A 23,189-nucleotide genomic window follows, 5' to 3' on the forward strand; every position below is an offset into this window, starting at 1 on the left:
CACGCTGCTGGGTGACGCGACGAACTTGGGTTCCGGCCTTCGCCGGAACGACGGTTTTGAGGCTAGTGGCAACGTAGTACGCTGTGTTTGCTTTAGCACGCCATCCCGGCGAAGGCCGGGATCCAAGTTCGCAGCACACCACCTCAATCCGTCACCGCCCCTTTACTGGCGCTCGAGGTCAGCTTCGCAAATTTCGCCAGCACCCCGCGCGTGTACCTCGGCGCCGGCTGCACCCACGCCGCCCGCCTCCGCGCCAGCTCGTCCTCCGGCACGTTCAGCTGGATCAACAACTGGTGCGCGTCGATCGTCACCGAATCGCCTTCGCGCACCAGCGCGATCGTCCCGCCCTCGTAGGCCTCGGGCGACACGTGCCCGACCACCATGCCCCAGGTCCCGCCGGAGAAGCGCCCGTCCGTGATCAGGCCCACCGATTCGCCCAAGCCCTTGCCGATCAGCGCCGACGTCGGCGCCAGCATCTCCGGCATGCCCGGCCCGCCCTTGGGGCCCAGGTAGCGCAGCACCAGCACGTCGCCCGGCCGGATGCCGTTCGCGAGGATGACGTCCATGGCCGACTGCTCGTCGTCGAACACCCGCGCCGGCCCCGTGATGGCGGGGTTCTTGAGGCCCGTGATCTTGGCCACCGCGCCGTCCGGAGCCAGGTTGCCCTTCAGGATGGCCAGGTGGCCCTCGTCGTACAGCGCCCGGTCCAGCGGACGGATCACGTCCTGCCCCGCCGGCGGCGCGGAAGGCACATCGGCCAGTTCCTCGGCCAGGGTGCGCCCGGTGATGGTCAGGCAGCCGCCGTGCAGCAGGCCGGCGTCGAGCAGCAGCTTCATCACCTGCGGAATGCCGCCGGCCTGGTGCAGGTCGGTCGCCACGTACTGTCCCGATGGCTTGAGGTTGCAAATCACCGGGACCTTGCGCCGCACGCGCTCGAAATCGTCGAGCGACCATTCCACGTTGGCCGCGTGGGCGATGGCCAGGTAGTGCAGCACCGCGTTGGTGGAGCCGCCCGTGGCCATGATCAGGGCCACCGCGTTCTCGATCGACTCGCGCGTGATGATGTCGCGCGGCTTGAGGTCGCGCTTGACCGCCTCGACCAAGACGCGCGCGGACTGCGCGGCCGAGCCGACCTTCTCGTCGTCCGGGTTGGCCATGGTCGAGGAGTACAGCAGCGACATGCCGAGCGCCTCGAAGGAGGACGACATGGTGTTGGCCGTGTACATGCCGCCGCAGGAACCGGACGAGGGACAGGCGTTGCGTTCGATGCCCTCGAAGTCCTCGCGGCTCATGCGCCCGGCCGTGAACTCGCCCACCGCCTCGAAGGCCGAGACGATGGTCAAGTCCTTGCCCTTCCAGTGGCCGGGCTTGATGGTGCCGCCATACACGTAGATGCCGGGCACGTTCAGGCGCGCCAGGGCGATCATCCCGCCCGGCATGTTCTTGTCGCAGCCGCCGATCACGACCACGCCGTCCATCCACTGGCCGTTGACGCAGGTCTCGATGCAGTCGGCGATCACCTCGCGCGAGATCAGCGAGAACTTCATGCCCTCGGTGCCCATCGACATGCCGTCCGAGATGGTCGGGGTGCCGAACACCTGCGGGTTGGCGCCGGCCTCCCGGACGGTGGCGATGGCGACGTCAGCCAGCTTCTGCAGGCCGGAATTGCAGGGCGTGATGGTCGAGTGGCCGTTGGCGACGCCGATCATCGGCTTGTCGAAGTCCTCCTCGCGGTAGCCCATCGCGTAGTACATCGAGCGGTTCGGGCTGCGGGCGACGCCTTCGGTGACGTGGCGGGAACGGCGGTTGTAGCGCGCTGGGTCGGCCATGAGAAGCTCCTTCGGGGTCAGGCCTGCCAGCATGCCTCGCCCTGCTTCCGAGGTCAAACGGGACGGCGTGCGTGTAATATGCAGGCTGTATCACCCGTTCCAATCCATATACCGCACGTATCGATGACTCCCGAACTGCGCCAGCTGCGCCATTTCGTCACCGTCGCCGAAGAGCTGCACTTCGGCCGCGCCGCCGCGCGCCTGCACATGACCCAGCCGCCGCTGTCGCAGAGCATTGCCGGCCTGGAGGAATTGCTGGGCGCGCCCCTGTTCCTGCGCAACCGGCGCCAGGTGACCCTGACGCCGGCCGGAAGCGCCCTGCTGCCGGAAGCGCGCCGCATCCTGGAGGAAGCGGGCGCCCTGCCCGAGCTGGTGCGGCGCGTGGCCTCGGGCGAGGCGGGGCGCCTGGCCCTGTCCTTCGTCACCACCGCCGGCCTGTCGGTGCTGCCGGCCACCCTGCGCCGCTACAGCGCCGCCTATCCGGCGGTGCGCATGGTGCTGCAGGAGGCCACCTCCGATGTGCAGTTCGAGGAGCTGCTGCACGGCCGCATCGACGCCGGCTTCGTGATCCCGCCGCTGCCGGCCCAGGAGCTGCTCGCCTACCGCCGCATCGTCGAGGAGCCGCTGATCCTGTGCGCGCCCAGCGGCCTGGAGGCCTTGGGTAAAGAGGGCCCGGTACGCCTGCGCGACCTGCCGCCGCTGCCGCTGGTGATCTTCCCGCGCGCGGTCGCGCCAGGCCTGCACGACGCCATCCTGGCCTGCCTGCGCACGGCCGGCGTCACGCCCGTGATCGGGCAGGAAGCGATCCAGATGCAGACCATCGTCAGCCTGGTCTCCGGCGGCATGGGCATGGCACTTGTGCCACAATCGGTATCGAACCTGATGCGCCCGGGCGTAGAATACCGGCCTTTGCTGGATCCGGCCCCGCTGGCCGAGACCGGCCTGGCCTGGCGCCGCGACAATGCGTCGCCTGTGCTCAAGGGCTTCCTCAACCTCTTGTTTGAAGACTGAATCGAAAGACTGACTATGCTGATTCATCCGCAGCCGAACCCGATCGCGTTTTCCATCGGCCCGGTCGACATCCACTGGTATGGCCTGATGTACGTGGTGGCCTTCGCCCAGTTCCTGATGCTGGGGCGCGTGCGCATCCGCCAGCCGCACATCGCGGCCCAGGGCTGGACCAGGGACGATCTCGACGACATGCTGTTCTACGGGATGCTGGGCGTGATCCTGGGCGGACGCCTGGGCGAGGTGCTGTTCTACCAGCCGCTCTACTTCCTCGAACACCCGCTCGAGATCTTCATGGTCTGGAAAGGCGGCATGTCCTTCCACGGCGGCTTCCTGGGCGTGCTGGTCGCGATGGCGCTGTGGGCGCGCCGCCGCAAGCGCAACCTGCTCGACGTGTACGACTTCATCGCGCCAATGGTGCCGCTCGGGTACGCCGCCGGCCGCATCGGCAACTTCATCAACGCCGAGCTGCCGGGCCGCCTGGCCGATCCTTCGCTGCCCTGGGCCATGCTGTGGCCGGGCGTGGAAGGCCCGCGCCATCCGTCGCCGCTCTACCAGTGCCTGGTCGACGGCGTGCTGGTATTCCTGATCCTGTGGCCGTTCGCGCGCAAGGCGCGCCCGCGCCTGGCGGTGGGTGCGCTGTTCACCTTGCTGTATGGGTGCGCGCGCTTCTTCACCGAATACTTCCGGGTGCCGGACTGGGAAGTCAGCGTGGCCGGCATCCCCATCACCTCGGGCCAGATGCTGTCGCTGCCGATGATCGTCGCGGCGCTGGCCATGCTGGCATGGGCCTACAAGCAGCCCGGGAACCGCGCGGTGCACGCCTGAACACGCACCCGTCCCGCGTAAAAACCGGTGGGAATCCGCGTATATATGCGCGCGGCATTCCCCGCGCAATCCGGTCCGCATAACCTTACGGCGAAACCGTTGTATTGGATTGTTCTGTCTTGCAAATCTTTAATAGGCGATGCAATACTAAAAACACATATCGCTAATACGCATCAGCGGCCCTTGCGATGTCCCTCGCGTCTCATGCATGCGCCGGGTCATGTGGCGGCGCCGTCCTGAGGCCTGGTTTTGAAAGACATTGCTGTGCGCGACACCGTAAGTAACCCGCAGGACGAGGCGGAGAACCCGCCCCGGAAGCAACCGGAAAATCAGCCTGCAAGCCAGCCTCCCGAAGCCGCGCCCCGCACCCTGTTTCGCCAGCAAGCCATCGAGCACGTGACGGTGCGCCAGTACGGCACCGTCATCCTGACCCGTCCCTTCAGCCATGCCATCCTGACCGGCGTGTTCGTCGGCCTGGCGCTGCTCTTGATCGCCTTCTTCGCCTTCTTCGAGACCACCCGCAAGGCGCAGGTCCAGGGCATGCTGGCGCCGAGCGCGGGCGTCACCCGTGTCCTCCCGAGCCAGGCCGGCGTGATCAAGGAAATCCACATCAAGGAAGGCCAGTTCGTGCGCGAAGGCGAGGTCCTGTTCGTCGTCTCGAGCGAACGCAGCTCGTCCGACCCGCAATCCACCGAGGCCCTGATTTCCGATCTGCTCGTCAAGCGCCGCGACAGCTTCCACACCGAACTGCAGCAGGCCAAGGTGCAGGCCGGCCATCGCCGCGCCGCGCTGCAGCAGCGTGCGCGCGACCTGGAGGGCGAGATCAAGCGGCTGGAAAACCAGGCCCTGATGCAGAAGCAGCGCATCGCCCTGTCCGAGCAGACGGTGGCCCGCTTCGCCCAGCTGAAGGCGACCAACTACATCTCGGCCGCCCAGCTGCAGGAGCGCGAAGGCGAACTGCTCGACCAGCGCCAGCGCCTGCTCGAGATCGACCGCATCCGCTCCGCCACCCAGCGCGACCTCGTGAGCACCCAGGCCGAGGAACAGGATATCGCGGTGCAGGCCCTGCGCGACGAAAACGCCTTGCGCCGCAGCGCCTCGACGCTCGAACAGGATCTGACCGAGAACGAGGCGCGGCGCGAGATCCCGGTGCGCGCACGCCTCAGCGGCACGGTCACGGCGATCACGGCGAGCCTCGGCCAGACCGTGGGCGGCTCGACCTCGCTGGCATCGATCCTGCCGGAGGGCAGCAAGCTGGAAGCCGAAATGTACGTGCCTTCGCGTGCGGTCGGCTTCATCAAGCCCGGCATGACGGCCCTGCTGCGCTACCAGGCCTTCCCGTACCAGAAATTCGGCCAGCATCCGGCCCGCGTGCGCGAGGTGGCGACCACCTCGGTGCGCCCCGAGGAGCTGCCCTTCTCGGCCGCGGCGATGCCGGGCGTGGCCCAGTCCGAGCCGGTGTACCGCATCCGCCTCGAGCTCGACCGCCAGTCCGTGCAGGCCTATGGCGCGCCGATGCCGCTGCGCTCCGGCATGCTGGTCGACGCCAGCGTCCTGCTCGAGCGCCGCAAGCTTTACGAATGGGTGCTGGAGCCGATCTTCAGCATCTCGGGCCGCCTGTAAGCCAGGCGCGCATTTCTTCCCATCCTGCCGGCCGCAGCCCCCGTGCGCGGCCAGCCCACCCCGTGATCGCAACTGAGTTATGCAATTTCCTCTCCTCTCCCAGTTAGCCTTCTGGAACAGCCGCCGGCTGCCCGTCATGCTGCAGACCGAAGGCGCCGAATGCGGCCTCGCCTGCATGGCCATGGTCGCCAGCTACTGGGGGCACCAGATCGACATCCCGAGCATGCGCCGCCGCTTCTCGGTGTCGATGAAGGGCGTGAACCTGAAGGGCCTGATGGCCATGGCGGGCGGCCTGTCGCTGCAGACCCGCCCGCTCAAGCTGGACCTGCCGCACCTGCCCGAACTGAAGCTGCCCTGCATCCTGCACTGGGACCTGAACCACTTCGTGGTGCTCAAGTCGGTGTCGTCCAGCCATGTCGTGATCCACGATCCGGCGGTCGGCGAACGGCGCATGGCGATGGAGGAATTCGCCAAGCACTTTACCGGCATCGCCCTCGAGCTGACGCCGACCGCCCAGTTCGAGGCCAGGGAAGAACGCCAGCAGTTCTCGCTGTTCTCGTTGATGGGGCGCGTGGTCGGCCTGCGCCGCGGCCTGTTCCAGCTGCTCGCGCTGGGCCTGGCCCTGCAGGTATGCGCCCTGGTCGCGCCCTTCTACATGCAGTGGCTGGTGGACGAAGCGCTGCTGGCCGCGGACCGCGACCTGATCACGGTGCTGGGCTGCGGCTTCCTGCTGCTGGTCCTGCTCCAGACCGCGATCGGCGCCGTGCGCTCCTGGATCACCACCGTGCTGGCCACCAGCCTGAATCTGCAATGGCTGGGCAATGCCTTCTCGCACCTGCTGAAGCTGCCGCTGCCCTATTTCGAGAAGCGCCACACCGGCGACATCGTGTCGCGCTTCGGTTCGATCCAGCGCATGCAGACCAGCCTCACCACCCAGTTCGTCGAAGGCGTCATCGACGGCGTGCTGGTGCTGGGCACACTGGTCATGATGCTGTTGTACAGCCCCACGCTGGCAGGCGTGGCCTGCATCGCCGTGCTGCTCTACGCGCTGCTGCGCTGGGCGATCTTCCGCCCCCTGCGCGATGCGAATTCCGAGCAGATCATCCACGCCGCAAAACAGCAGAGCCATTTCATGGAAACCGTGCGCGGCATGCAAAGCATCCGCCTGTTCGGACGCAGCGACGAGCGCCGTTCGGGCTGGATGAATTCGCTGACCGACGAATTCAATGCCCAGTTGCGCATCGCCAAGCTGTCGGTGTCCTACCAGACCGCCAACACCCTGCTGTTCAGCGGCGAGCGCGTGATCGTGATCTGGATCGCGGCCCTGGCCGTGCTGAACAACGAATTCTCGGTCGGCATGCTGTTCGCCTTCATCAGCTACAAGGACCAGTTCAGCCAGCGCATGGCCAGCCTGATCGACAAGCTGTTCGAACTGCGCATGATCCGCCTGCACGGCGAACGCCTGGCCGACATCGTGCTGACCGAAGCGGAACGCGACGACGGCGCGGCCGAGATGGACGCGAGCCACATCCTGCCGTCGATCGAGATCAAAAACCTCAGCTTCCGCTATTCCGACAGCGAACCGGAAGTCATCCGTGAACTCAACCTCAGCATCCCGGCCGGGCAATGCGTGGCGATCACCGGCCCCTCGGGCTGCGGCAAGACCACCCTGATGAAACTGCTGCTCGGCCTGCTCACGCCGACGAGCGGCGAAATCCGCATCGGCGACGTGCCCCTCGGCTCGCTCGGCATGGCGAACTACCGCGAGATGCTGGGCACCGTGATGCAGGACGATTCCCTGTTTGCCGGATCGATCGCCGACAACATCGCCTTCTTCGACCCGATGATCGACATGCAGCGCGTCTACAAGTGCGCCGAGCTGGCCGCCATCGGCCCCGAGATCGCCGCCATGCCGATGGCCTTCAATACCCTGGTGGGCGACATCGGCACCGGCCTGTCGGGCGGCCAGAAGCAGCGCATCCTGCTGGCGCGCTCGCTGTACAAGAATCCGAAGATCCTGGTGCTGGACGAAGCGACCAGCCACCTGGACGTGTGGAACGAACAGGCCGTCAACCAGGCGATCCAGCGGATTCCGCTGACCCGGATCATCGTCGCGCACCGTCCGGAAACGATCCAGATGGCGGAGCGCGTGATCGTGCTGCACAACGGGCAGGTGGCCCAGGATGTGGTGCCCCAGAAGCCGGAGAACAGGCAGGCCGCCTGAGGACACCGGCCTGTCGGTTCAGGCTTTCCAGAACATATAGGCCGCCAGCGCGTACAGGATCACCGCGAAGATCTTCTGCAGCCGGCGCACCGGCATCCTGTGCGCGGTGCGCGCGCCCAGCGGCGCCATGCTCACGCTGGCCAGCACGATGATGGCCAGCGCCGGCAGGTAGATGAAGCCGAGCGAATACGCCGGCAGCCCCGCCTCGCCCCATCCCCAATAGATGTTCGACAGCGTGCCCGAGAGCGCGATCGGGAAGCCCAGCGCCGCGCTGGTCGCCACCGCATTGTGGATGCGCACGTTACACCAGGTCATGAAGGGCACGGAGATGAAGCCGCCGCCCGCGCCGACGATCCCCGACAGCACGCCGATCACGCCGCCCGCCGCGAACATGCCGGGCGTACCGGGCAGCTCGCGCGTCCCGGCGGGCTTTTTCCCGATCAGCATTTGCGTCGCCGAGAAAGCCACGAACACGCCGAAGAAGGCGGCCAGCACCGAGGCGTTCATCTGCTTGCCGATCCAGGGGCCGATCCAGGAGCCCACCAGGATGCCGGGCGCCAGCAGCTTCACCACCGGCCACAGGATCGCGCCGTGGGCCTGGTGCGCGCGCATCGAGGACAGCGAGGTAAACAGGATGGTGGCGAGCGAGGTGGCGATCGCCATGTGCACCACCAGCTCCGGCGCGATGCCGCGCGCCGTGAAGATCATCGTGATGAAGGGGACCAGCACCATGCCGCCGCCGATGCCGAGCAGGCCGGCGGCGAAGCCGCCGAAGGCGCCCATCGCCAGCAGGGCCAGGATCAGCGGGATGTCCATCACGCTCCCTTGCCGCGCACCAGGGCGACGATGGTGTTCCACTCCTGCGCCGTGACCGGCGAGATCGAGAGGCGGCTGCCCTTCTGCAGCAGCACCATGTCCTCCAGCGCGGGCTGGGCGCGCAGTTCGGACAGCGGCAGGTAGCGTCCCGCCTCGAGCGCGCGCACGTCGACCGAGATCCAGCGCGGTTCCTCCTGCTTCGCCTTCGGATCGTGGTACTTGCTGGCCGGGTCGAACTGGCTCGCGTCCGGATACGGCGTGCTCGCCACTTCGGCGATGCCGGCCACGCCGGGGACCGCGCAGCTGGAGTGGTAGAACAGGACGCCGTCGCCAACCGACATGGCGTCGCGCATGAAGTTGCGCGCCTGGTAGTTGCGCACGCCGAACCAGGCCACGGTCCGCTGCGGCGCGGCCAGCACGTCGTCGAAGCTGACCTCGTCGGGTTCGGATTTCATCAGCCAATAGCGCATCGCGCCTCCACAACAAACAAAACAAAACGCGCCGAGGGCGCGCAAAAAAAAAAACGGTTGCGAACCGAAGTGCGCAACCGCCTGTATCTGTGCCCCGCCTGTGCCGTTTCTGCCGGCATCCCGAACCAGAACGGTTCAAGGTGGTCGCGGTCAGATCAATTTCGGGTTCGTCGGACTAGCGACGCTCACGCCCATCGAACGTGTTCCACAACCTATGCGTAAGAATGGTTCAAGGAATATATGGCAAATCTCGAACACCGCAGGGTAGAGCGCAGTTTACTCCCTTGGCCCGGCATGTCAAACGGTTTCGGCCATCAGGACAGATTTTCCTGCGGCGAGAGCGCCTTATCCAGCACCGTGTGCATCGCTTCCAGTTTTTGCTTGACTTCGAGGATGGACATGTCCGACAGCGGACCCTGGGGCGATTTCACCGACAGGAATTCGGCGGCGACCGACAAGGCCGCCATGACCGCGATGCGGTCGGTGCCCTTGACCTTGCCCGAATCGCGCAGCGCGCACATCTTGCCGTCGAGGTAATGGACCGCTTCGCGCAGGGTGCGCTCCTCGCCTTCGCGGCAGGCCAGGCGGTAGGGCTGGCCCATGATGGTGACGTCGAGATGGATCATTGGGTGGCCTCGCTCTCGTCGGCGGCGCCTTCGCCGTCCTCGCCGGGCGGCGGAGGCAGCTGTCCGATCAGGGCCTCGAGCCGGCGCTGGGCTTCCAGCAGGCGGTCCCTGAAGGAGACGTTCTCGACGCTCAGCAAGTGGTTGGCCTGGCGCAGCAGGTAGTTCTCGGCGCGCAACGACTGGGTCAGCTGGGCGAGCCGGTCGATTTTGTCTGAGAGGTCTTGGAATTCGGAAATCATTCGACACTATAGGACCGAGATGGATTTTCAGTCAACCGAATCGCTGTGAAAATGGCAACTGGCACCCGTGCGGCGTGAAACCCTGCGCGGGTGTACCCTGCCCCGCTGGTCAGGCCGCCACTGCCCCGCCAGAGGGGCAATCCCTCCATTAAATTGTGATATCGCAAAAAGATCAGTTAAACAAGCCACACTGTGGCTTGAAATGGGTACTTATCGTCCCTATAATTAGCACTCGTTAGTAGAGAGTGCTAACAACTCTTTGCAGCCGACGCAAGCCGGGGAAAACCTGGATGCGGCGGCAATTGATAGCTAGTCAAACCACTGAAATATAAGGAGTTTTGCATGAACCTTCGTCCTCTGCACGATCGCGTAATCGTGAAGCGTCTCGACCAGGAAACCAAAACTGCATCCGGCCTCATCATCCCTGATGCAGCCGCCGAGAAGCCGGACCAGGGTGAGGTGCTCGCCATCGGTAACGGCAAGGTGCAGGATAACGGCCAGGTCCGTCCGCTGGAAGTGAAGGTCGGCGACCGCGTGCTGTTCGGCAAGTACTCCGGCCAGGCCGTCAAGGTCAACGGCGAAGAGCTGCTGGTGATGCGCGAAGAAGACATCATGGCCGTCGTGGCCCAGTAATCCTCCCCCCTTAGATATATTCACGAATTCATTCGGAGAGTCAGAACATGGCAGCTAAAGAAGTAGTATTCGGCGACGCAGCGCGCGCCAAGATGGTCGAAGGCGTCAACATCCTGGCCAACGCGGTCAAGGTCACCCTGGGCCCGAAAGGCCGCAACGTCGTGCTGGAGCGCTCGTTCGGCGCCCCGACCGTGACCAAGGACGGCGTCTCGGTCGCCAAAGAGATCGAACTCAAGGACAAGCTCATGAACATGGGCGCGCAGATGGTCAAGGAAGTCGCTTCGAAGACCAGCGACAACGCCGGCGACGGCACCACCACCGCGACCGTGCTGGCACAAGCCATCGTCCGCGAAGGCATGAAGTTCGTTGCCGCCGGCATGAACCCGATGGACCTGAAGCGCGGCATCGACAAGGCCGTCGCAGCCACCGTCGAAGAACTGAAGAAGATCGCCAAGCCGACCACCACCTCGAAGGAAATCGCCCAGGTTGGCGCCATCTCGGCCAACTCGGAAACCTCGATCGGCGAGCGCATCGCCGAGGCGATGGAAAAAGTCGGCAAGGAAGGCGTCATCACCGTCGAAGACGGCAAGTCGCTGAACGACGAACTGGACATCGTGGAAGGCATGCAGTTCGACCGCGGCTACCTGTCGCCCTACTTCATCAACAACCCGGACAAGCAAGTCGCCGTCCACGAGAACCCGTTCGTCCTGCTGTGCGACAAGAAGATCTCGAACATCCGCGACCTGCTGCCGGTGCTGGAGCAAGTGGCCAAGGCCGGCCGTCCGCTGGTGATCATCGCCGAAGACATCGAAGGCGAAGCCCTGGCGACCCTGGTGGTCAACAACATCCGTGGCATCCTGAAGACCGTCGCCGTCAAGGCCCCGGGCTTCGGCGACCGCCGCAAGGCCATGCTGGAAGACATCGCCATCCTGACCGGCGGCCAGGTGATCGCCGAGGAAGTCGGCCTGACCCTGGAAAAGGTCACCCTGCAGGAGCTCGGCCAGGCCAAGCGCATCGAAGTCGGCAAGGAAAACACCATCATCATCGACGGTGCAGGTTCGGCTGAAGCGATCGAAGCGCGCGTCAAGATGGTCCGCGTCCAGATCGAAGAAGCGACCTCGGACTACGACCGCGAAAAACTGCAAGAGCGCGTGGCCAAGCTGGCCGGCGGCGTTGCCGTGATCCGCGTCGGTGCAGCCACCGAAGTCGAGATGAAAGAGAAGAAGGCACGCGTGGAAGACGCGCTGCACGCCACCCGCGCCGCCGTGGAAGAAGGCATCGTCCCGGGCGGCGGCGTGGCCCTGCTGCGTGCACGTTCGTCGCTGGACATCAAGGGCGACAATCCGGACCAGGACGCAGGCATCAAGATCGTCCTGCGCGCCATGGAAGAGCCGCTGCGCATGATCGTCCAGAACGCCGGCGATGAGCCGTCGGTCGTGGTCGCAGCCGTGATCGCCGGCACCGGCAACTACGGCTACAACGCCGCCAACGGCACCTACGGCGACATGGTCGAAATGGGCGTGCTGGATCCGGCCAAGGTCACCCGCTCGGCGCTGCAGAACGCAGCCTCGATCGCCGGCCTGATGCTGACCACCGACTGCATGGTCTCGGAAGTCGTCGAAGACAAGCCGGCCGGCGGCATGGGCGGCATGGGCGGCATGGGTGGCATGGGCGGCATGGACGGCATGATGTAATTGCCCCCCCGGCGGCCTGGCGCGGGCGACCGCGCCGTCCTCCACACGAAAAAGCCCGCAAGGTTCGCGCCTTGCGGGCTTTTTGTTTGTGCATCCGGCTGGCGGCGAGCTCAGCTGTTGCCGGGCGAACACGCTTGGTTTAGTATGACCGCGTCACCTCACGAGGCCCGCCATGTCCCATCCCGCCGCTGTTTCTCCTTCCCTGCGCCTGCTGTTCGTTTCGCTGGCGCTGGCCTGCGCTGTCGCCGGCTGCAAGCGCGCCGAGCGCAAGGAGCCGGCCAAGCCGGCGGCCGAGCAGCCCGCCGCGCCGGTGGTCCGCACCAAGGAGCAGGCCATGGGCTCGCTGCTGGCGCTGCCCGAGCTGAAGGCCTGGTCGAACCAGATCGAGCAGCGTTCCGGCGGCAAGGCGCATGGGGCGGTGATCGAAGACGATCCGATTCCACGCGAGATCAACGGAAAAAAATACTACCAGCTGACCTTCGTGGAGAACCGCGCCGAGGACGTGCGCCGGCGCGAGAGCTTCCTGGTGGCGCAGAGCGGGGATGAGATCCTGGTCGAGGATGTGGAGACGGACAAGCTGCTCAGCCTGCAGGAGTGGCGGCGCAAGATCAAGCGGGTGGAGTTGAAGAGCGCGGATTGATCGGGAACGGTGGCTGTAGGGTGGACGGCTCTGCCGTCCACGCGTTCAACCAACGTATGCCGGCCCGTGCGCGACACCGGAACGGCTAACTATCACCGCGTGGGCGGGAAACCCGCCCACCCTACAGCGAGCGCTACCTCTTAGCTATCCAGGTGCGAAATGAGCAGCCGGTGCGGCTCCCCACCCTGCCCATGCTGCCCATCCACCGAAATCCCCACCGCCACGATGTCGATCAGCAGCAACTGCAGGATGCGCGAGATCATCGACAGGAAGCTGCTGCTGTCCTCCGCGTGATCCACCGCCAGGCAGACGCTCGCCTTGCGCGCCAGCGGCGACTGGCTGTTGCTGATCGCGATCACGTCGGCGCCCGCCGCGCGCGCCGCGTCGACGGCCTCGAGCAGCTCGGGCACATTCCCTGAATTTGATACCGCGATCACCACGTCGCCCGGCCCCAGCAGCTCGGCGGCCAGCTTGAACAGGTGCGCGTCGCCATACAGCGCCGTCGGGATCCGGAAGCGGAAGAACTTGTGCTGCCCGTCCAGCGCCACCGCGCGCGCATTGCCCACCGCGTAGAACTCGACGCGCCGCGCCTTGCTCACCAGTTCGATCGCGCGGTCGAGCGAGCGCACGTCGAGCTGGTCGCGGAAGCGCAGGATGGCCGACACCGTGTTGTCGATCACCTTGGCCGACAGGTCGTGGGTGCTGTCGCTGGTGCGCACCTGGCTGTGGCGCACGGGGATCGAGCCGGTCAGGCTGGAGGCGAACTTCAGCTTGAACTCGGCCAGGCCCTGGAAGCCCAGCGAACGGCAGAAGCGGATCACGGTCGGCTGGCTCACGTCGGCCAGGCGCGCGATCTCGGCGATCGGCTCGTTGAGCACCATGCGCGGCTGTTCGATCACCAGGGTGGCGACACGCTGCTCGGCCGGCGAGAGTTCGTGGCGCAGCTGCTGGATGCGTTCCATCAGGGTGTTGGCGCCGCTCCTGCCGCGCAGGTGCTCGGCCAGGATGGTCGCCACGCCGTGGAAGGCGGGGTTGGGCGTGGTGATGACGTAGGTCGGGATGTCCGCCAGGTAGGTCGAGAAGCGCCCCTTGGCCTCGAAGCGCGCGCGGAAGGGCGAGCGCAGGAACCACTCGCCCATGCGCGGCACGATGCCGCCGCCGATGAAGATGCCGCCAAAGGCGCCCAGGGTCACCGCCAGGTTGGCCGCCGCCCCGCCCAGCATGCCGCAGAAGCATTCCAGCACCTCCAGGCACAGCGGATCGTCGGTTTCCAGCGCGCCGGCCACGATGGCGGCCGGGTCGCGCGCGGGCGCGTCGACGCCGTTGCGCTGGGCCAGGGCGCGGTAGATGATCTCCATGCCCGGGCCCGAGATCAGGCGCTCGTTCGAGACGTGGCGCCACTCGCGCCACGCATATTGCAGGATCGCGAACTCGCGCTCGTCGGCCGGCGCGAAGTTCACGTGGCCGCCCTCCGAGCCCAGGGTGACGAAACCGTCGGCGGTCGGGATCACGCCCGACACGCCCAGGCCTGTGCCCGGGCCCAGCACGCCGATCACGGCGTTCGAGGCCGGCTTGCCCTGCCCCACCTGCATCAGGTCTTCCTGCGCGAAGCCGGGGATGGCCATGGCCAGCGCGGTAAAGTCGTTGACGATCAGGAGGGTCTGCAGCCCCAGCTCGCGGCGCACGGCGTCGGTCGAGAACTCCCAGGCGCGGTTGGTCATGCGCACGAAATCGCCGCTGATGGGGTTCGCCACCGCGAAGGCGGCGTGGTGCAGTTTCAGCTCCGCGTGGTCGCGCAGGTAGTGGCGCAGCAGCGGAACGATGCCAGGAAAATCGTCGCAGCGCAGTACGCTCACCGCGCGGAACTGGCCCGGCGCGGTCTGCAGCGCGAAGCGCGCATGGGTCGCCCCGATATCGGCCAGCAGGCGCGGACCGTCCGCGAAGGCAGCCCGGGCGAACTTGTCCGGGTCCTGGTCCACGCGCGGCGGGCCGCCCATCAGCGGCTCGCCGGAAGGGCGCCGAACCAGGCGCCGTAAGGCGGCAGCGTCACCTTGCCGCCGCTGGCCTGGCCAGGCAGGCCGTGGGTATCCAGCAGCGTGGCATGGGCGCTCTCGGGCCAGTCGAAGCTGACTTCGCGATTCGACAGGTTGAAGGCGGCCAGCACGCTGTCCATCCCTGCGACCTCGCGGCGCAGCGCCAGGATGGGCTCGGGCGCGTCGAAGAAGGCGATCTCGCCGCGGGTCAGCTGCGGCATGCCGCGGCGCCAGGCGATGAAGCGGCGCTGGAAGTTCAGCATCGAATCCGGGTCCTTGTCCTGGGCTTCGACGTTGGCCGCGCGGTGCGGCTCGGCCACCGGCAGCCAGGGCTTGCCGCTGGTGAAGCCGGCGTTCGGCGCCTCGGCGGTCCAGGGCATCGGGGTGCGGCAGCCGTCGCGGCCCTTGAACTCGGGCCAGAAGGTGATGCCGTAGGGGTCCTGCAGCAGCTCGTAGGGCACGTCGGCTTCGGGCAGCGCCAGCTCGTCGCCCTGGTAGAGGCAGGGCGTGCCCTTGAGCGAGAGCTGCATCGCCAGCACCAGCTTGGCCAGCGCCGGGGTGGCATCGGGACCGCCCCAGCGGGTCATGACGCGGATCGCATCGTGGTTGCCGACCGACCAGGAGGCCCAGCCATCCTTCACTCGCTCGTTGAAATCCTCGACCTGCTTGCGGATATGCGCGGCCGTGAAGACCGGCGTGAGCAGGTTGAAGCTGTAGGCCATGTGCAGTTTGTCGCCGCCTTCGGTGTACTCGGCCATCTGCTGGAGCGCGTCGTCCGAGCTGACTTCGCCGATCGAGACCGCCTTGAATTCGTCCAGCTGGGCGCGCACGCGCTGCAGGAAGGCAATGTTCTCGGGCTGGGTCTTATCGTAGATATGGGCCTGCATCCCGTAGGGATTGACGTCGGTGACGGTCGAGGTGTCGCGCACCAGGGCCGGCGGGTTGCTGCGCAGCTGGCGGTCGTGGAAGTGGAACACGCAGGCATCCATGCGCACGCCGTCGACACCGCGCTCGAGCCAGAAGCGCTGGGCGTCCAGATGGGCCTGCTGCACCGCCGGGTTGTGGAAGTTGAGCTGCGGCTGGCTGACCAGGAAGTTGTGCATGTAGTACTGCTTGCGGCGGGTATCCCATTGCCAGGCCGAGCCGCCGAACACCGACAGCCAGTTGTTGGGCGGGTTGCCGTCCGGGAGCGGGTCGGCCCACACGTACCAGTCCGACTTCGGATTGTCGCGGCTCGAACGGCTCTCGACGAACCAGGGATGCGTGTCGGCGGTGTGCGACATCACCTGGTCGATCATGATCTTCAGGCCCAGGCTGTGCGCCTTGGCCACCAGGCGGTCGAAGTCGGCCAGGTTGCCGAACAGCGGATCGACGTCGCAGTAGTCGGCGATGTCGTAGCCGAAGTCCTTCATCGGCGACTTGAAGAAGGGAGACAGCCAGACGATGTCCACGCCCAGGCTGGCAATGTAGTCGAGTTTCTCGGTGATGCCGGCCAGGTCGCCCACGCCGTCGCCATTCGTGTCGAGATAGCTGCGGGGATATACCTGGTAGATGATGGCTTCGCGCCACCAGTTCGGATTGCTTTGCGAAGTCTGGGTCATGGCTGAGGTCCGGTGGGAAATGTTAGCCAATATACAGGATGAAAGAAAACTTTACAATTCAAGATCCGGAGCCGCTTTAGTCATTTATTCGTTCATATTCAAAGACTTGCAAATTTTCTTTGCATATACGCAACAACTTGCTCGTAACTAAACTACGTAACATCCAGGCTAACAACATGGCGGCAAGATATTTTTATTGCAAAGTAGCTCAGCCTCGGCATAGGATCGCGTCTGTTTCGCACAACGGGAAAACGAAGCCATGACTTCACCAGCCACCTCCGCCGCCATCAGCGGCGCCGGGCGCATGCCGCGCCAGATCCCCTTCATCATCGCCAACGAAGGCTGCGAACGCTTCAGCTTCTATGGGATGCGCAACATCCTGACGCCCTTCCTGATCTCGACCCTGCTGCTGTTCGTGGCCGAGTCCGAGCGCACCGGCGAAGCCAAGCACGTGTTCCATACCTTCATGATGGGCGTGTATTTCTTCCCGCTGCTGGGCGGCTGGCTGGCCGACCGCTACTACGGCAAGTACAACACCATCTTCTGGTTCAGCCTGATCTACTGCGCCGGCCACGCCTGCCTGGCCCTGTTCGAGGACAGCGTCAACGGTTTCTACTTCGGCCTGTTCCTGATCGCCTTCGGCTCGGGCGGCATCAAGCCCCTGGTGGCCTCCTTCGTGGGCGACCAGTTCGACAAGACCAACAAGGACAAGGCGAAGGTCGTGTTCGACGCCTTCTACTGGATCATCAACTTCGGCTCCTTCTTCGCCTCGCTCCTGATGCCGATCTTCCTGCGCGACTACGGACCCTCGGTGGCCTTCGGCATCCCGGGCATCCTGATGTTCATCGCCACCATGATCCTGTGGAGCGGCAAGCGCAAGTACGTGCACGTGCCGCCGGCGCCGAGCAATCCGCATTCCTTCCTGCGCGTGGTGCGCACCGCCCTGCTGGCCCGGCAGCCCGGCCAGGGGCGCCCCGGCCTGGTGGTGGCCGCCATCGGTGCGCTGGCCGCCCTGTTCTCGCTGGCCATGACGCCCAAGTGGGGCTTCGTGATCGCCGCCTGCACCGCCCTGGTGTTCCTGCTGGCGTTCGTGGGCATCGGCGCCTCGATGCAGCTGGAGCGCGCCCGTGGCCAGCATCCCGGCGAGGCGGTGGACGGCGTGCGCGCCGTGCTGCGCATCCTGATCGTGTTCGGCCTGGTCACGCCGTTCTGGTCCCTGTTCGACCAGAAGGCCTCGACCTGGATCGTGCAGGCCAACGCCATGAGCAACGAAGTCAGCCTCCTGGGCTACAGCTTCACCATCATCCCGGCCCAGATGCAGGCCCTGAACCCGCTGCTGGTGATGCTGCTCATCCCCTTCAACAACTTCGCCCTGTTCCCGCTGCTGCGCGCCATCGGCCTCGAGCCGACCCCGCTGCGCCGCATGACGGCCGGCATCGCCCTGTCGGCGGCGGCCTGGGTGGTGGTCGGCAACCTGCAGGTGCAGCTCGACGCCGGCGACCCGGTCTCGATCGCCTGGCAGATCCTGCCCTACGCCCTGCTGACCCTGGGCGAAGTGCTGGTCTCGGCCACCGGCCTGGAATTCGCGTACAGCCAGGCCCCGGCCTCGATGAAGGGCGTGATCATGGCGCTGTGGTACCTGGCGGTCACGGTCGGCAACCTGTGGGTGCTGATCGTGAACGCGGGCGTCAAGAACGACGCGGTGATCGCCCATATCGAGAATTCGGGCGTGGGCGTGATCGCCTTCCAGATGTATTTCTTCGCCGCCTTCGCCTTGCTGGCGGCGGCGATGTTCGGATGGTACGCGACGCGGTACAAGATGGTGGACCACTATCGCGGCGCCGCAGCGTAAACCGTAGGGTGGACGGCTCTGCCGTCCACGCGTTCAACCCGCTTCCAAATCATTCCTGATGACGGCAATGCCCCGGCCGCTTGAACGCGTGGACGGGGGACCCGTCCACCCTACATGAGCCAACAACTTCGCTACGCCCTCTTCTGCGCATTCGCGCTGTCCTCCGCGGCCCACGCCGCCGTCCCGCTCGAAGCCTGCGACAACCCCTCCTTCCAGCAGGTCCTGCACGCCTCCAGCGCCACCCTGGACGCCCGCGCCGTCTGGCTCGACCGCCACATGATCCGCTGGCCTGGCACCTCGCTCAAGGGCGGCTACCGGCTCTACCACTCGCTCACGGCCAGCATCGTCGCCCAGCCCGGCGCCAAGGTGCAAGGGGCATCCGGCGCGCTGCAGCTGGAAGTGGCCGCGATCCCGGTCCCGAAGGCCGCCGCCGAGCGCTTCAAGTACGTGAGCTCGGGCCCGGTGCTGACGGTGCGCGAGGCCGACCTGGGCAAGCTGCCCGCCCTGCACCGCGAACAGCTGGTGCTGGTGCACGAAGCCCCCGACGGCACGGTGCGCAGCGCCACCCGCATCCAGGTGGCGGGCGCCCTCGACGACCTGTATGCCGCGGCCGACAAGATCGCCGACCTCGGCGCGACGCCGTCCGCCAAGCGCACCGCATTCAAGCTGTGGGCCCCGACCGCGCAACAGGTCGCCGTCTGCACCTACGACAGCGCCACGGGCCGCGCCAGCGCCGTGCAGGACATGAAACTGGACGCCCGCACCGGCTCCTGGAGCGCGCAGTTCGGGCGCGACCTGTCCGGCCGCTACTACAAGTACGCGGTCGACGTCGTGGTCGACGGCATGGGCGTGGTGCGCAACCTCGTCACCGACCCGTATTCCGTCAGCCTGACCACCGATTCAAAGCGCAGCTACATCGCCGACCTGGCTTCCCCGAAGCTCAAGCCGAAAGGCTGGGACAAGACGCGCGCGCCGAACACGGTCAAGGCGCAGACCGACATGGTCATCTACGAGCTGCACGTGCGCGACTTCTCGATCAACGACCCGAGCGTGCCGGAAGCGAAGCGCGGCAAGTACACCGCCTTCGGCGAGACGCAGTCGAACGGCATGCGGCACCTGGCGGCCCTGGCCAAGGCCGGCCTGACCGACATCCACCTGCTGCCGGTCTACGACCTGGGCAGCGTGCCGGAAAAGGATTGCGCCGTGCCGCAGCCTTCCGGCGCGCCCGACGGCGAAAGCCAGCAGGCCCTGGTGCGCAAGACAGCCGAAACGGACTGCTTCAACTGGGGCTACGATCCTTACCACTACAATGCGCCGGAAGGCAGCTACGCCAGCGACCCGCTCGACGGCGCGCGCCGCGTGATCGAGTTCCGCCAGATGGTGATGGACCTGCACAAGGCCGGCCTGCGCGTGGGCACGGACGTGGTGTACAACCACACCTTCATCGCCGGCCAGAACGAGAAGTCGGTGCTGGACCGCATCGTGCCCGGCTACTACCACCGCCTGAATGCTCTCGGAGCGATCGAGCGCTCGACCTGCTGCGACAACACGGCGACCGAGAACACGATGATGGCCAAGCTGATGATCGACTCCGCCGTGCTCTGGACCCGCCACTACAAGATCGATTCCTTCCGCTTCGACCTGATGGGCCACCAGCCGCGCGCGGCCATGGAACGCCTGCAGCAGCGCGTCGACCAGGCCGCGGGGCGCCACGTGCAGCTGATCGGCGAAGGCTGGAACTTCGGCGAGGTGGCGGACGGCGCGCGCTTCGTGCAGGCCTCGCAGCTGTCGCTGAACGGTTCCGGCATCGGCACCTTCAGCGACCGCGCGCGCGACGCCGTGCGCGGCGGTTCGGCCGGCGACTCGGGCGAGGCCATGGTGCGCCGCCAGGGCTATATCAACGGCCTGGTCTACGATCCCAACGCGCTGGGCGCCGAGCACCCGAAAGCCGACCTGCTGCGCGCGGCGGACCTGATCCGCGTCGGCCTGGCCGGCTCGGTGCGTCCCTACCCGCTGCGCACCTTCGACGACCGGGTGCGCCCGATGCAGGAGATCGCCTACGGCAACCAGCCGGCCGGCTATGCCAGCCAGCCGGGCGAAGTGGTCAACTACGTCGAGAACCACGACAACCAGACCCTGTTCGACATCAACGTGCTCAAGCTACCTAGCGACACGCCGGCGGCGGAACGCGCGCGCGTGCAGGTGCTGGGCATGGCGATCAACGCCTTCAGCCAGGGCGTGGCCTACTACCACGCGGGCATCGACACCTTGCGTTCCAAGTCCCTGGACCGCAACAGCTTCAACTCGGGCGACTGGTTCAACCGCATCGACTGGAGCTACCAGGACAACTACTTCGGCACCGGCCTGCCGCCGGCGGACGACAACGGCAAGGACTGGGCCCTGCTCAAGCCCTACCTGGCCAATGCCGCGATCAAGCCCTCGCCGGCCGACATCGCCTTCGCGCGCGACGCCTTCCGCGACCTGTTGAAGATCCGCGCCAGCTCGACCCTGTTCCGCCTGCGCACCAGCGACGACATCGTGCAGCGCCTGCGCTTCTTCAACACGGGTCCGCAGCAGGAAGCCACCGTGCTGGCGGCCTGGCTGGACGGCAAGAGCTATCCGGGCGCGCGCTTCGCCGGTCTCAGCTACCTGGTGAACGTGGACAAGGCGGCCCACACGGTGACGGACGAGGCCCTGCGCGGCAAGCGCCTGCGCCTGCATCCGGTGCACCTGGCGCCGGGCGCGGCCGACCAGCGCGCGAAGGAAGCGCGCTTCGACAGCGCAAGCGGCAGCTTTACCGTGCCGCCGCGCACGGCCGTGGTGTTCGTGGCGGAGTAAGGGAGCGTTGGTTCAGCCCGGCGCGACCGGCTGGATCCGGCCCGGGTCGGCCTGGGCCGGCGTCGATTGGCCCTCGATCAGCCGGGCGATCTCGACCGATCCCTTCTCGTCGAAGATCGGACACTCCTCGGCCAGCCGCACCGCTTCGTTGAAGTCGGGCGCGGCGATGATGGCGTAGCCGGAAAGCGAAGCACTGTTGAGTTTCGGGCCGCGCAGGCGGCTCGGCACCTCGACGCTGCTGCGCGCCAGGCCGCCGCGGTCGACCAGGGCCGAGCCCAGGCCGTTGAACCAGGCGTCCCAGCGGACGGTATCGTGTTGCGGGCCTTCCGCCTCGTCGACGGTCGCCCCTCGGAAAACGACCAGGTATCGTTCCATGCCGGCTCCTCTACGGTGATGTGCGCATGCCAAAACCTTAACAGAAGGCCTGGGCGGATGACGCACCGCTGCAGCGCCCACCATATGTATCCATTTGTCATGGACAGTCCGGCAATCCGGCGCTAGGCTGGTCCATCCCGACTTGTCCAGGATTTGCCATGCCTTCCCTGCTCCATCGTTTGCGCCTTGCCTGCGCCCTGCCGCTGGCCTTCGCCGCCGGCATCGCGATCGCCGCGCAGCCCGCCGCCGACCACCACCAGCACCTGTTCAGCCCCGGCATCATCGCCCTGATCAATGCCGGCCCCACCGGGCCGCAACCCATCTCGGCCGACGACCTGGTAGGCTACCTGGACACCGCCGGCATCCGGCGCGCGGCGGTGATGTCGGTGGCCTACATGTACGGCCGCCCGTCGCGGGTGATCGAGGACGAATACGGCAAGGTGAAGGCCGAGAACGACTGGACCGCGGCCCAGGTGGCCAAGTATCCGGAGCGCTTGCGCGCCTTCTGCGGCTTCAATCCCCTCAAGGATTACGCACTGGCCGAACTGGAGCGCTGCGCGGCCCATCCGCAGCTGCGCTACGGAATCAAGATGCACTTCGGGAATTCCGACGTCCAGCTGGAGAAGGCGGAGCACATCGCGAAGCTGAAGGAAATCTTCCGCGCCGCCAACCGCCACCGCATGGCGATCGCCGTGCACCTGCGGGCCTCGATCTCGCAAAAGCGCCCGTATGGCGAAGCCCAGGCGCGCGCCTTCCTCGAACAGCTGATGCCGCTGGCGGCCGACATCCCGGTGCAGGTGGCGCACTTCGCCGGCGCCGGGCCGGGCTATGAAGACCCGCCGGCCAACGAAGTCATGCGCGTGTTCGCCGAGGCCGCGGCCAAGCACGATCCGAACACGCGCCAGCTCTACTTCGACGTCGCCTCGATCGCCACGCCGTCCATCACGCCGGAGCATGCGCGCGAGATGGTGCAGCGGATCCGCCAGGTGGGGGTCGGCAAGGTGCTGTTCGGGTCGGACGCGGCGACGCCGACCAACATGCGGCCGCGCGAGGCGTGGGCGGCATTCGCGGCGCTGCCCTTGACGAAAGAGGAGATCGAGCGGGTCGCGGGCAACCTCGCCCCCTACCTGCGCTGAAGGTAAGATAGCGGCTGCCCAACAAGCGAAGGAGCATCCATGCCATCATGGCGCCTCGACAACGGAGCCGAACTGGCGGCCCGCTACCGCTACACCTTCCACCGCCCGTCGGATGCGCGCATCGCCAGGGTCGGCCCCGGCGACAGCGTGAAGCTGATCTTCCGCTTCGACAGCGACGAGCCGGACGCCCCGGAGGCGGAACGCATGTGGGTGGAAGTCGAGTCGGCGGACGGCGCCGGCGGTTTTACCGGACGCCTGGACAACGTTCCTGGCCACATCAAGGATCTCCAGCTCGGCGACCCACTGGCTTTCCGGGATATCCACATCATCGCCCTCCAGTCCCCGGACGGCGGCGCCGGCGAGGAAACTCTCCCTTCGCGCTACAGCGGCCGCTGTTTCGTGACCAGGAAGATCCTGTACGAGGGCGAGCGGATCGGCTACTTCTTCCGCGAAGCGCCGGGCGCCGACGACGACAGCGGCTGGCGCATCATGGCGGGCGACGAGGACGACGACTACATGAATGACGACGACAATGTCTTCTACGTGTCGCTGGGCGCCGTGCTCAATTGCGACGACGCCATCGTCTCGCTGCTCGACGCGCCCACGGGGAGCGCCTTCGAACGCGACCAGCAAGGCGAAGGATTCGTCAGCATCGAAGAGGACTGCTGATTGGCCGAAAAGGCCGCGCCCGGGCCTCACGCGCCGGGCGGGAGGTGGCGGATCG

18 protein-coding genes, 1 other RNA gene and 1 pseudogene are annotated in these 23,189 nt (G+C 66.4%); 11 read left to right on the top strand and 9 right to left on the bottom strand.

Annotated features, from left to right (window positions below; genetic code table 11):
• Positions 1-143: 143 nt before the first annotated feature.
• Positions 144-1,829 (bottom strand): dihydroxy-acid dehydratase, encoded by a 1,686-nt coding sequence (gene ilvD / locus KBW98_RS06750; RefSeq protein ID WP_211519361.1) that lies wholly within the window; start codon positions 1,827-1,829, stop codon positions 144-146.
• A 123-nt stretch (positions 1,830-1,952) separates the two neighbouring features.
• Here ilvD and KBW98_RS06755 point away from each other — a divergent pair, with 123 nt between their 5' ends.
• The 4 genes from KBW98_RS06755 (at position 1,953) to KBW98_RS06770 (ending at position 7,512) form a co-directional block, all read left to right on the top strand.
• Complete coding sequence (locus KBW98_RS06755) at positions 1,953-2,840, top strand: LysR family transcriptional regulator (protein ID WP_211519362.1); 888 nt, start codon at positions 1,953-1,955, stop codon at positions 2,838-2,840.
• A gap of 15 nt (positions 2,841-2,855) precedes the next feature.
• Positions 2,856-3,665 carry a prolipoprotein diacylglyceryl transferase gene (gene lgt, locus KBW98_RS06760; protein WP_211519363.1) on the top strand — a complete coding sequence of 270 codons (810 nt, stop codon included), beginning with the start codon at positions 2,856-2,858 and terminating at the stop codon, positions 3,663-3,665.
• Positions 3,666-3,929: 264 nt separating this feature from the next.
• On the top strand, positions 3,930-5,288 hold the full coding sequence (locus KBW98_RS06765; protein ID WP_211519364.1) for an HlyD family efflux transporter periplasmic adaptor subunit: 1,359 nt from the start codon (positions 3,930-3,932) through the stop codon (positions 5,286-5,288).
• A gap of 136 nt (positions 5,289-5,424) precedes the next feature.
• Positions 5,425-7,512, top strand: a complete 2,088-nt coding sequence (locus KBW98_RS06770; protein WP_229429028.1) for a peptidase domain-containing ABC transporter — start codon at positions 5,425-5,427, stop codon at positions 7,510-7,512.
• 18 nt (positions 7,513-7,530) lie between these two features.
• On the opposite strand, the gene KBW98_RS06775 is transcribed toward KBW98_RS06770, so the two are convergent.
• The 5 genes from KBW98_RS06775 to KBW98_RS06795 form a co-directional block, all read right to left on the bottom strand.
• Positions 7,531-8,328, bottom strand: coding sequence for a sulfite exporter TauE/SafE family protein (locus tag KBW98_RS06775; RefSeq protein WP_211519366.1), 798 nt, complete (start codon positions 8,326-8,328; stop codon positions 7,531-7,533).
• Entirely contained in the window at positions 8,328-8,798 is a 471-nt protein-coding gene (locus KBW98_RS06780) for an EVE domain-containing protein (RefSeq protein WP_211519367.1), read from the bottom strand. Before KBW98_RS06780 ends, KBW98_RS06775 begins: the two co-directional genes overlap by 1 nt.
• Positions 8,799-8,885: 87 nt before the next feature.
• A non-coding RNA gene (ssrS, locus tag KBW98_RS06785) (6S RNA) lies at positions 8,886-9,067 on the bottom strand.
• 45 nt (positions 9,068-9,112) lie between these two features.
• Positions 9,113-9,424 (bottom strand): cell division protein ZapA, encoded by a 312-nt coding sequence (locus KBW98_RS06790; protein WP_211519368.1) that lies wholly within the window; start codon positions 9,422-9,424, stop codon positions 9,113-9,115.
• Positions 9,421-9,663, bottom strand: a complete 243-nt coding sequence (locus KBW98_RS06795; protein WP_211519369.1) for a hypothetical protein — start codon at positions 9,661-9,663, stop codon at positions 9,421-9,423. Before KBW98_RS06795 ends, KBW98_RS06790 begins: the two co-directional genes overlap by 4 nt.
• Before the next feature lie 342 nt (positions 9,664-10,005).
• Between KBW98_RS06795 and groES the strand changes: the two genes are divergently transcribed.
• The 3 genes from groES to KBW98_RS06810 all read left to right on the top strand — a co-directional run bounded on the left by groES (position 10,006) and on the right by KBW98_RS06810 (position 12,630).
• Complete coding sequence (groES, locus tag KBW98_RS06800) at positions 10,006-10,296, top strand: co-chaperone GroES (RefSeq protein WP_211519370.1); 291 nt, start codon at positions 10,006-10,008, stop codon at positions 10,294-10,296.
• A gap of 47 nt (positions 10,297-10,343) precedes the next feature.
• A complete protein-coding gene (gene groL / locus KBW98_RS06805; protein WP_211519371.1) occupies positions 10,344-11,990 on the top strand; it encodes a chaperonin GroEL in 1,647 nt (548 codons plus the stop codon).
• A 172-nt stretch (positions 11,991-12,162) separates the two neighbouring features.
• Positions 12,163-12,630 carry a hypothetical protein gene (locus tag KBW98_RS06810; protein ID WP_211519372.1) on the top strand — a complete coding sequence of 156 codons (468 nt, stop codon included), beginning with the start codon at positions 12,163-12,165 and terminating at the stop codon, positions 12,628-12,630.
• 140 nt (positions 12,631-12,770) lie between these two features.
• On the opposite strand, the gene KBW98_RS06815 is transcribed toward KBW98_RS06810, so the two are convergent.
• Positions 12,771-14,627: a glucokinase gene (locus tag KBW98_RS06815; RefSeq protein ID WP_211519373.1), complete on the bottom strand. Its 1,857-nt coding sequence runs from the start codon at positions 14,625-14,627 to the stop codon at positions 12,771-12,773.
• Complete coding sequence (locus tag KBW98_RS06820; RefSeq protein WP_211519374.1) at positions 14,627-16,264, bottom strand: alpha-glucosidase; 1,638 nt, start codon at positions 16,262-16,264, stop codon at positions 14,627-14,629. Before KBW98_RS06820 ends, KBW98_RS06815 begins: the two co-directional genes overlap by 1 nt.
• A 241-nt stretch (positions 16,265-16,505) precedes the next feature.
• Here KBW98_RS06820 and KBW98_RS06825 point away from each other — a divergent pair.
• Together KBW98_RS06825 and KBW98_RS06830 are read left to right on the top strand one after the other, a co-directional pair.
• Positions 16,506-18,116 (top strand): annotated as a pseudogene (locus tag KBW98_RS06825) (oligopeptide:H+ symporter); the annotation flags it as partial.
• A 114-nt stretch (positions 18,117-18,230) separates the two neighbouring features.
• On the top strand, positions 18,231-20,954 hold the full coding sequence (locus KBW98_RS06830; protein WP_211519375.1) for an alpha-1,6-glucosidase domain-containing protein: 2,724 nt from the start codon (positions 18,231-18,233) through the stop codon (positions 20,952-20,954).
• A gap of 12 nt (positions 20,955-20,966) precedes the next feature.
• Here KBW98_RS06830 and KBW98_RS06835 read toward each other — a convergent pair whose 3' ends face one another.
• Positions 20,967-21,329 (bottom strand): hypothetical protein, encoded by a 363-nt coding sequence (locus KBW98_RS06835; protein ID WP_211519376.1) that lies wholly within the window; start codon positions 21,327-21,329, stop codon positions 20,967-20,969.
• 158 nt (positions 21,330-21,487) lie between these two features.
• Between KBW98_RS06835 and KBW98_RS06840 the strand changes: the two genes are divergently transcribed.
• Positions 21,488-22,465 carry an amidohydrolase family protein gene (locus KBW98_RS06840; protein WP_211519377.1) on the top strand — a complete coding sequence of 326 codons (978 nt, stop codon included), beginning with the start codon at positions 21,488-21,490 and terminating at the stop codon, positions 22,463-22,465.
• 39 nt (positions 22,466-22,504) lie between these two features.
• A complete protein-coding gene (locus KBW98_RS06845) occupies positions 22,505-23,134 on the top strand; it encodes a DUF2185 domain-containing protein (RefSeq protein ID WP_211519378.1) in 630 nt (209 codons plus the stop codon).
• The last annotated feature ends 55 nt before the right edge of the window (positions 23,135-23,189 follow it).

The organism is Massilia sp. ST3 (genome assembly GCF_018119405.1).
Lineage (GTDB): Bacteria > Pseudomonadota > Gammaproteobacteria > Burkholderiales > Burkholderiaceae_D > Telluria.

What these genes read in the sequence shown, in the direction of transcription:
- KBW98_RS06840 (WP_211519377.1), top strand. Translation starts at nt 21,488, where the DNA reads ATGCCTTCCCTGCTCCATCGTTTGCGCCTTGCCTGCGCCCTGCCGCTG.
- KBW98_RS06770 (WP_229429028.1), top strand. Translation starts at nt 5,425, where the DNA reads ATGCTGCAGACCGAAGGCGCCGAATGCGGCCTCGCCTGCATGGCCATG.
- ilvD (WP_211519361.1), bottom strand. Translation starts at nt 1,829, where the DNA reads ATGGCCGACCCAGCGCGCTACAACCGCCGTTCCCGCCACGTCACCGAA.
- groL (WP_211519371.1), top strand. Translation starts at nt 10,344, where the DNA reads ATGGCAGCTAAAGAAGTAGTATTCGGCGACGCAGCGCGCGCCAAGATG.
- KBW98_RS06830 (WP_211519375.1), top strand. Translation starts at nt 18,231, where the DNA reads ATGAGCCAACAACTTCGCTACGCCCTCTTCTGCGCATTCGCGCTGTCC.
- lgt (WP_211519363.1), top strand. Translation starts at nt 2,856, where the DNA reads ATGCTGATTCATCCGCAGCCGAACCCGATCGCGTTTTCCATCGGCCCG.
- KBW98_RS06815 (WP_211519373.1), bottom strand. Translation starts at nt 14,627, where the DNA reads ATGGGCGGCCCGCCGCGCGTGGACCAGGACCCGGACAAGTTCGCCCGG.
- KBW98_RS06790 (WP_211519368.1), bottom strand. Translation starts at nt 9,424, where the DNA reads ATGATCCATCTCGACGTCACCATCATGGGCCAGCCCTACCGCCTGGCC.
- KBW98_RS06755 (WP_211519362.1), top strand. Translation starts at nt 1,953, where the DNA reads ATGACTCCCGAACTGCGCCAGCTGCGCCATTTCGTCACCGTCGCCGAA.
- KBW98_RS06820 (WP_211519374.1), bottom strand. Translation starts at nt 16,264, where the DNA reads ATGACCCAGACTTCGCAAAGCAATCCGAACTGGTGGCGCGAAGCCATC.
- KBW98_RS06775 (WP_211519366.1), bottom strand. Translation starts at nt 8,328, where the DNA reads ATGGACATCCCGCTGATCCTGGCCCTGCTGGCGATGGGCGCCTTCGGC.
- KBW98_RS06835 (WP_211519376.1), bottom strand. Translation starts at nt 21,329, where the DNA reads ATGGAACGATACCTGGTCGTTTTCCGAGGGGCGACCGTCGACGAGGCG.
- groES (WP_211519370.1), top strand. Translation starts at nt 10,006, where the DNA reads ATGAACCTTCGTCCTCTGCACGATCGCGTAATCGTGAAGCGTCTCGAC.
- KBW98_RS06845 (WP_211519378.1), top strand. Translation starts at nt 22,505, where the DNA reads ATGCCATCATGGCGCCTCGACAACGGAGCCGAACTGGCGGCCCGCTAC.
- KBW98_RS06810 (WP_211519372.1), top strand. Translation starts at nt 12,163, where the DNA reads ATGTCCCATCCCGCCGCTGTTTCTCCTTCCCTGCGCCTGCTGTTCGTT.
- KBW98_RS06795 (WP_211519369.1), bottom strand. Translation starts at nt 9,663, where the DNA reads ATGATTTCCGAATTCCAAGACCTCTCAGACAAAATCGACCGGCTCGCC.
- KBW98_RS06780 (WP_211519367.1), bottom strand. Translation starts at nt 8,798, where the DNA reads ATGCGCTATTGGCTGATGAAATCCGAACCCGACGAGGTCAGCTTCGAC.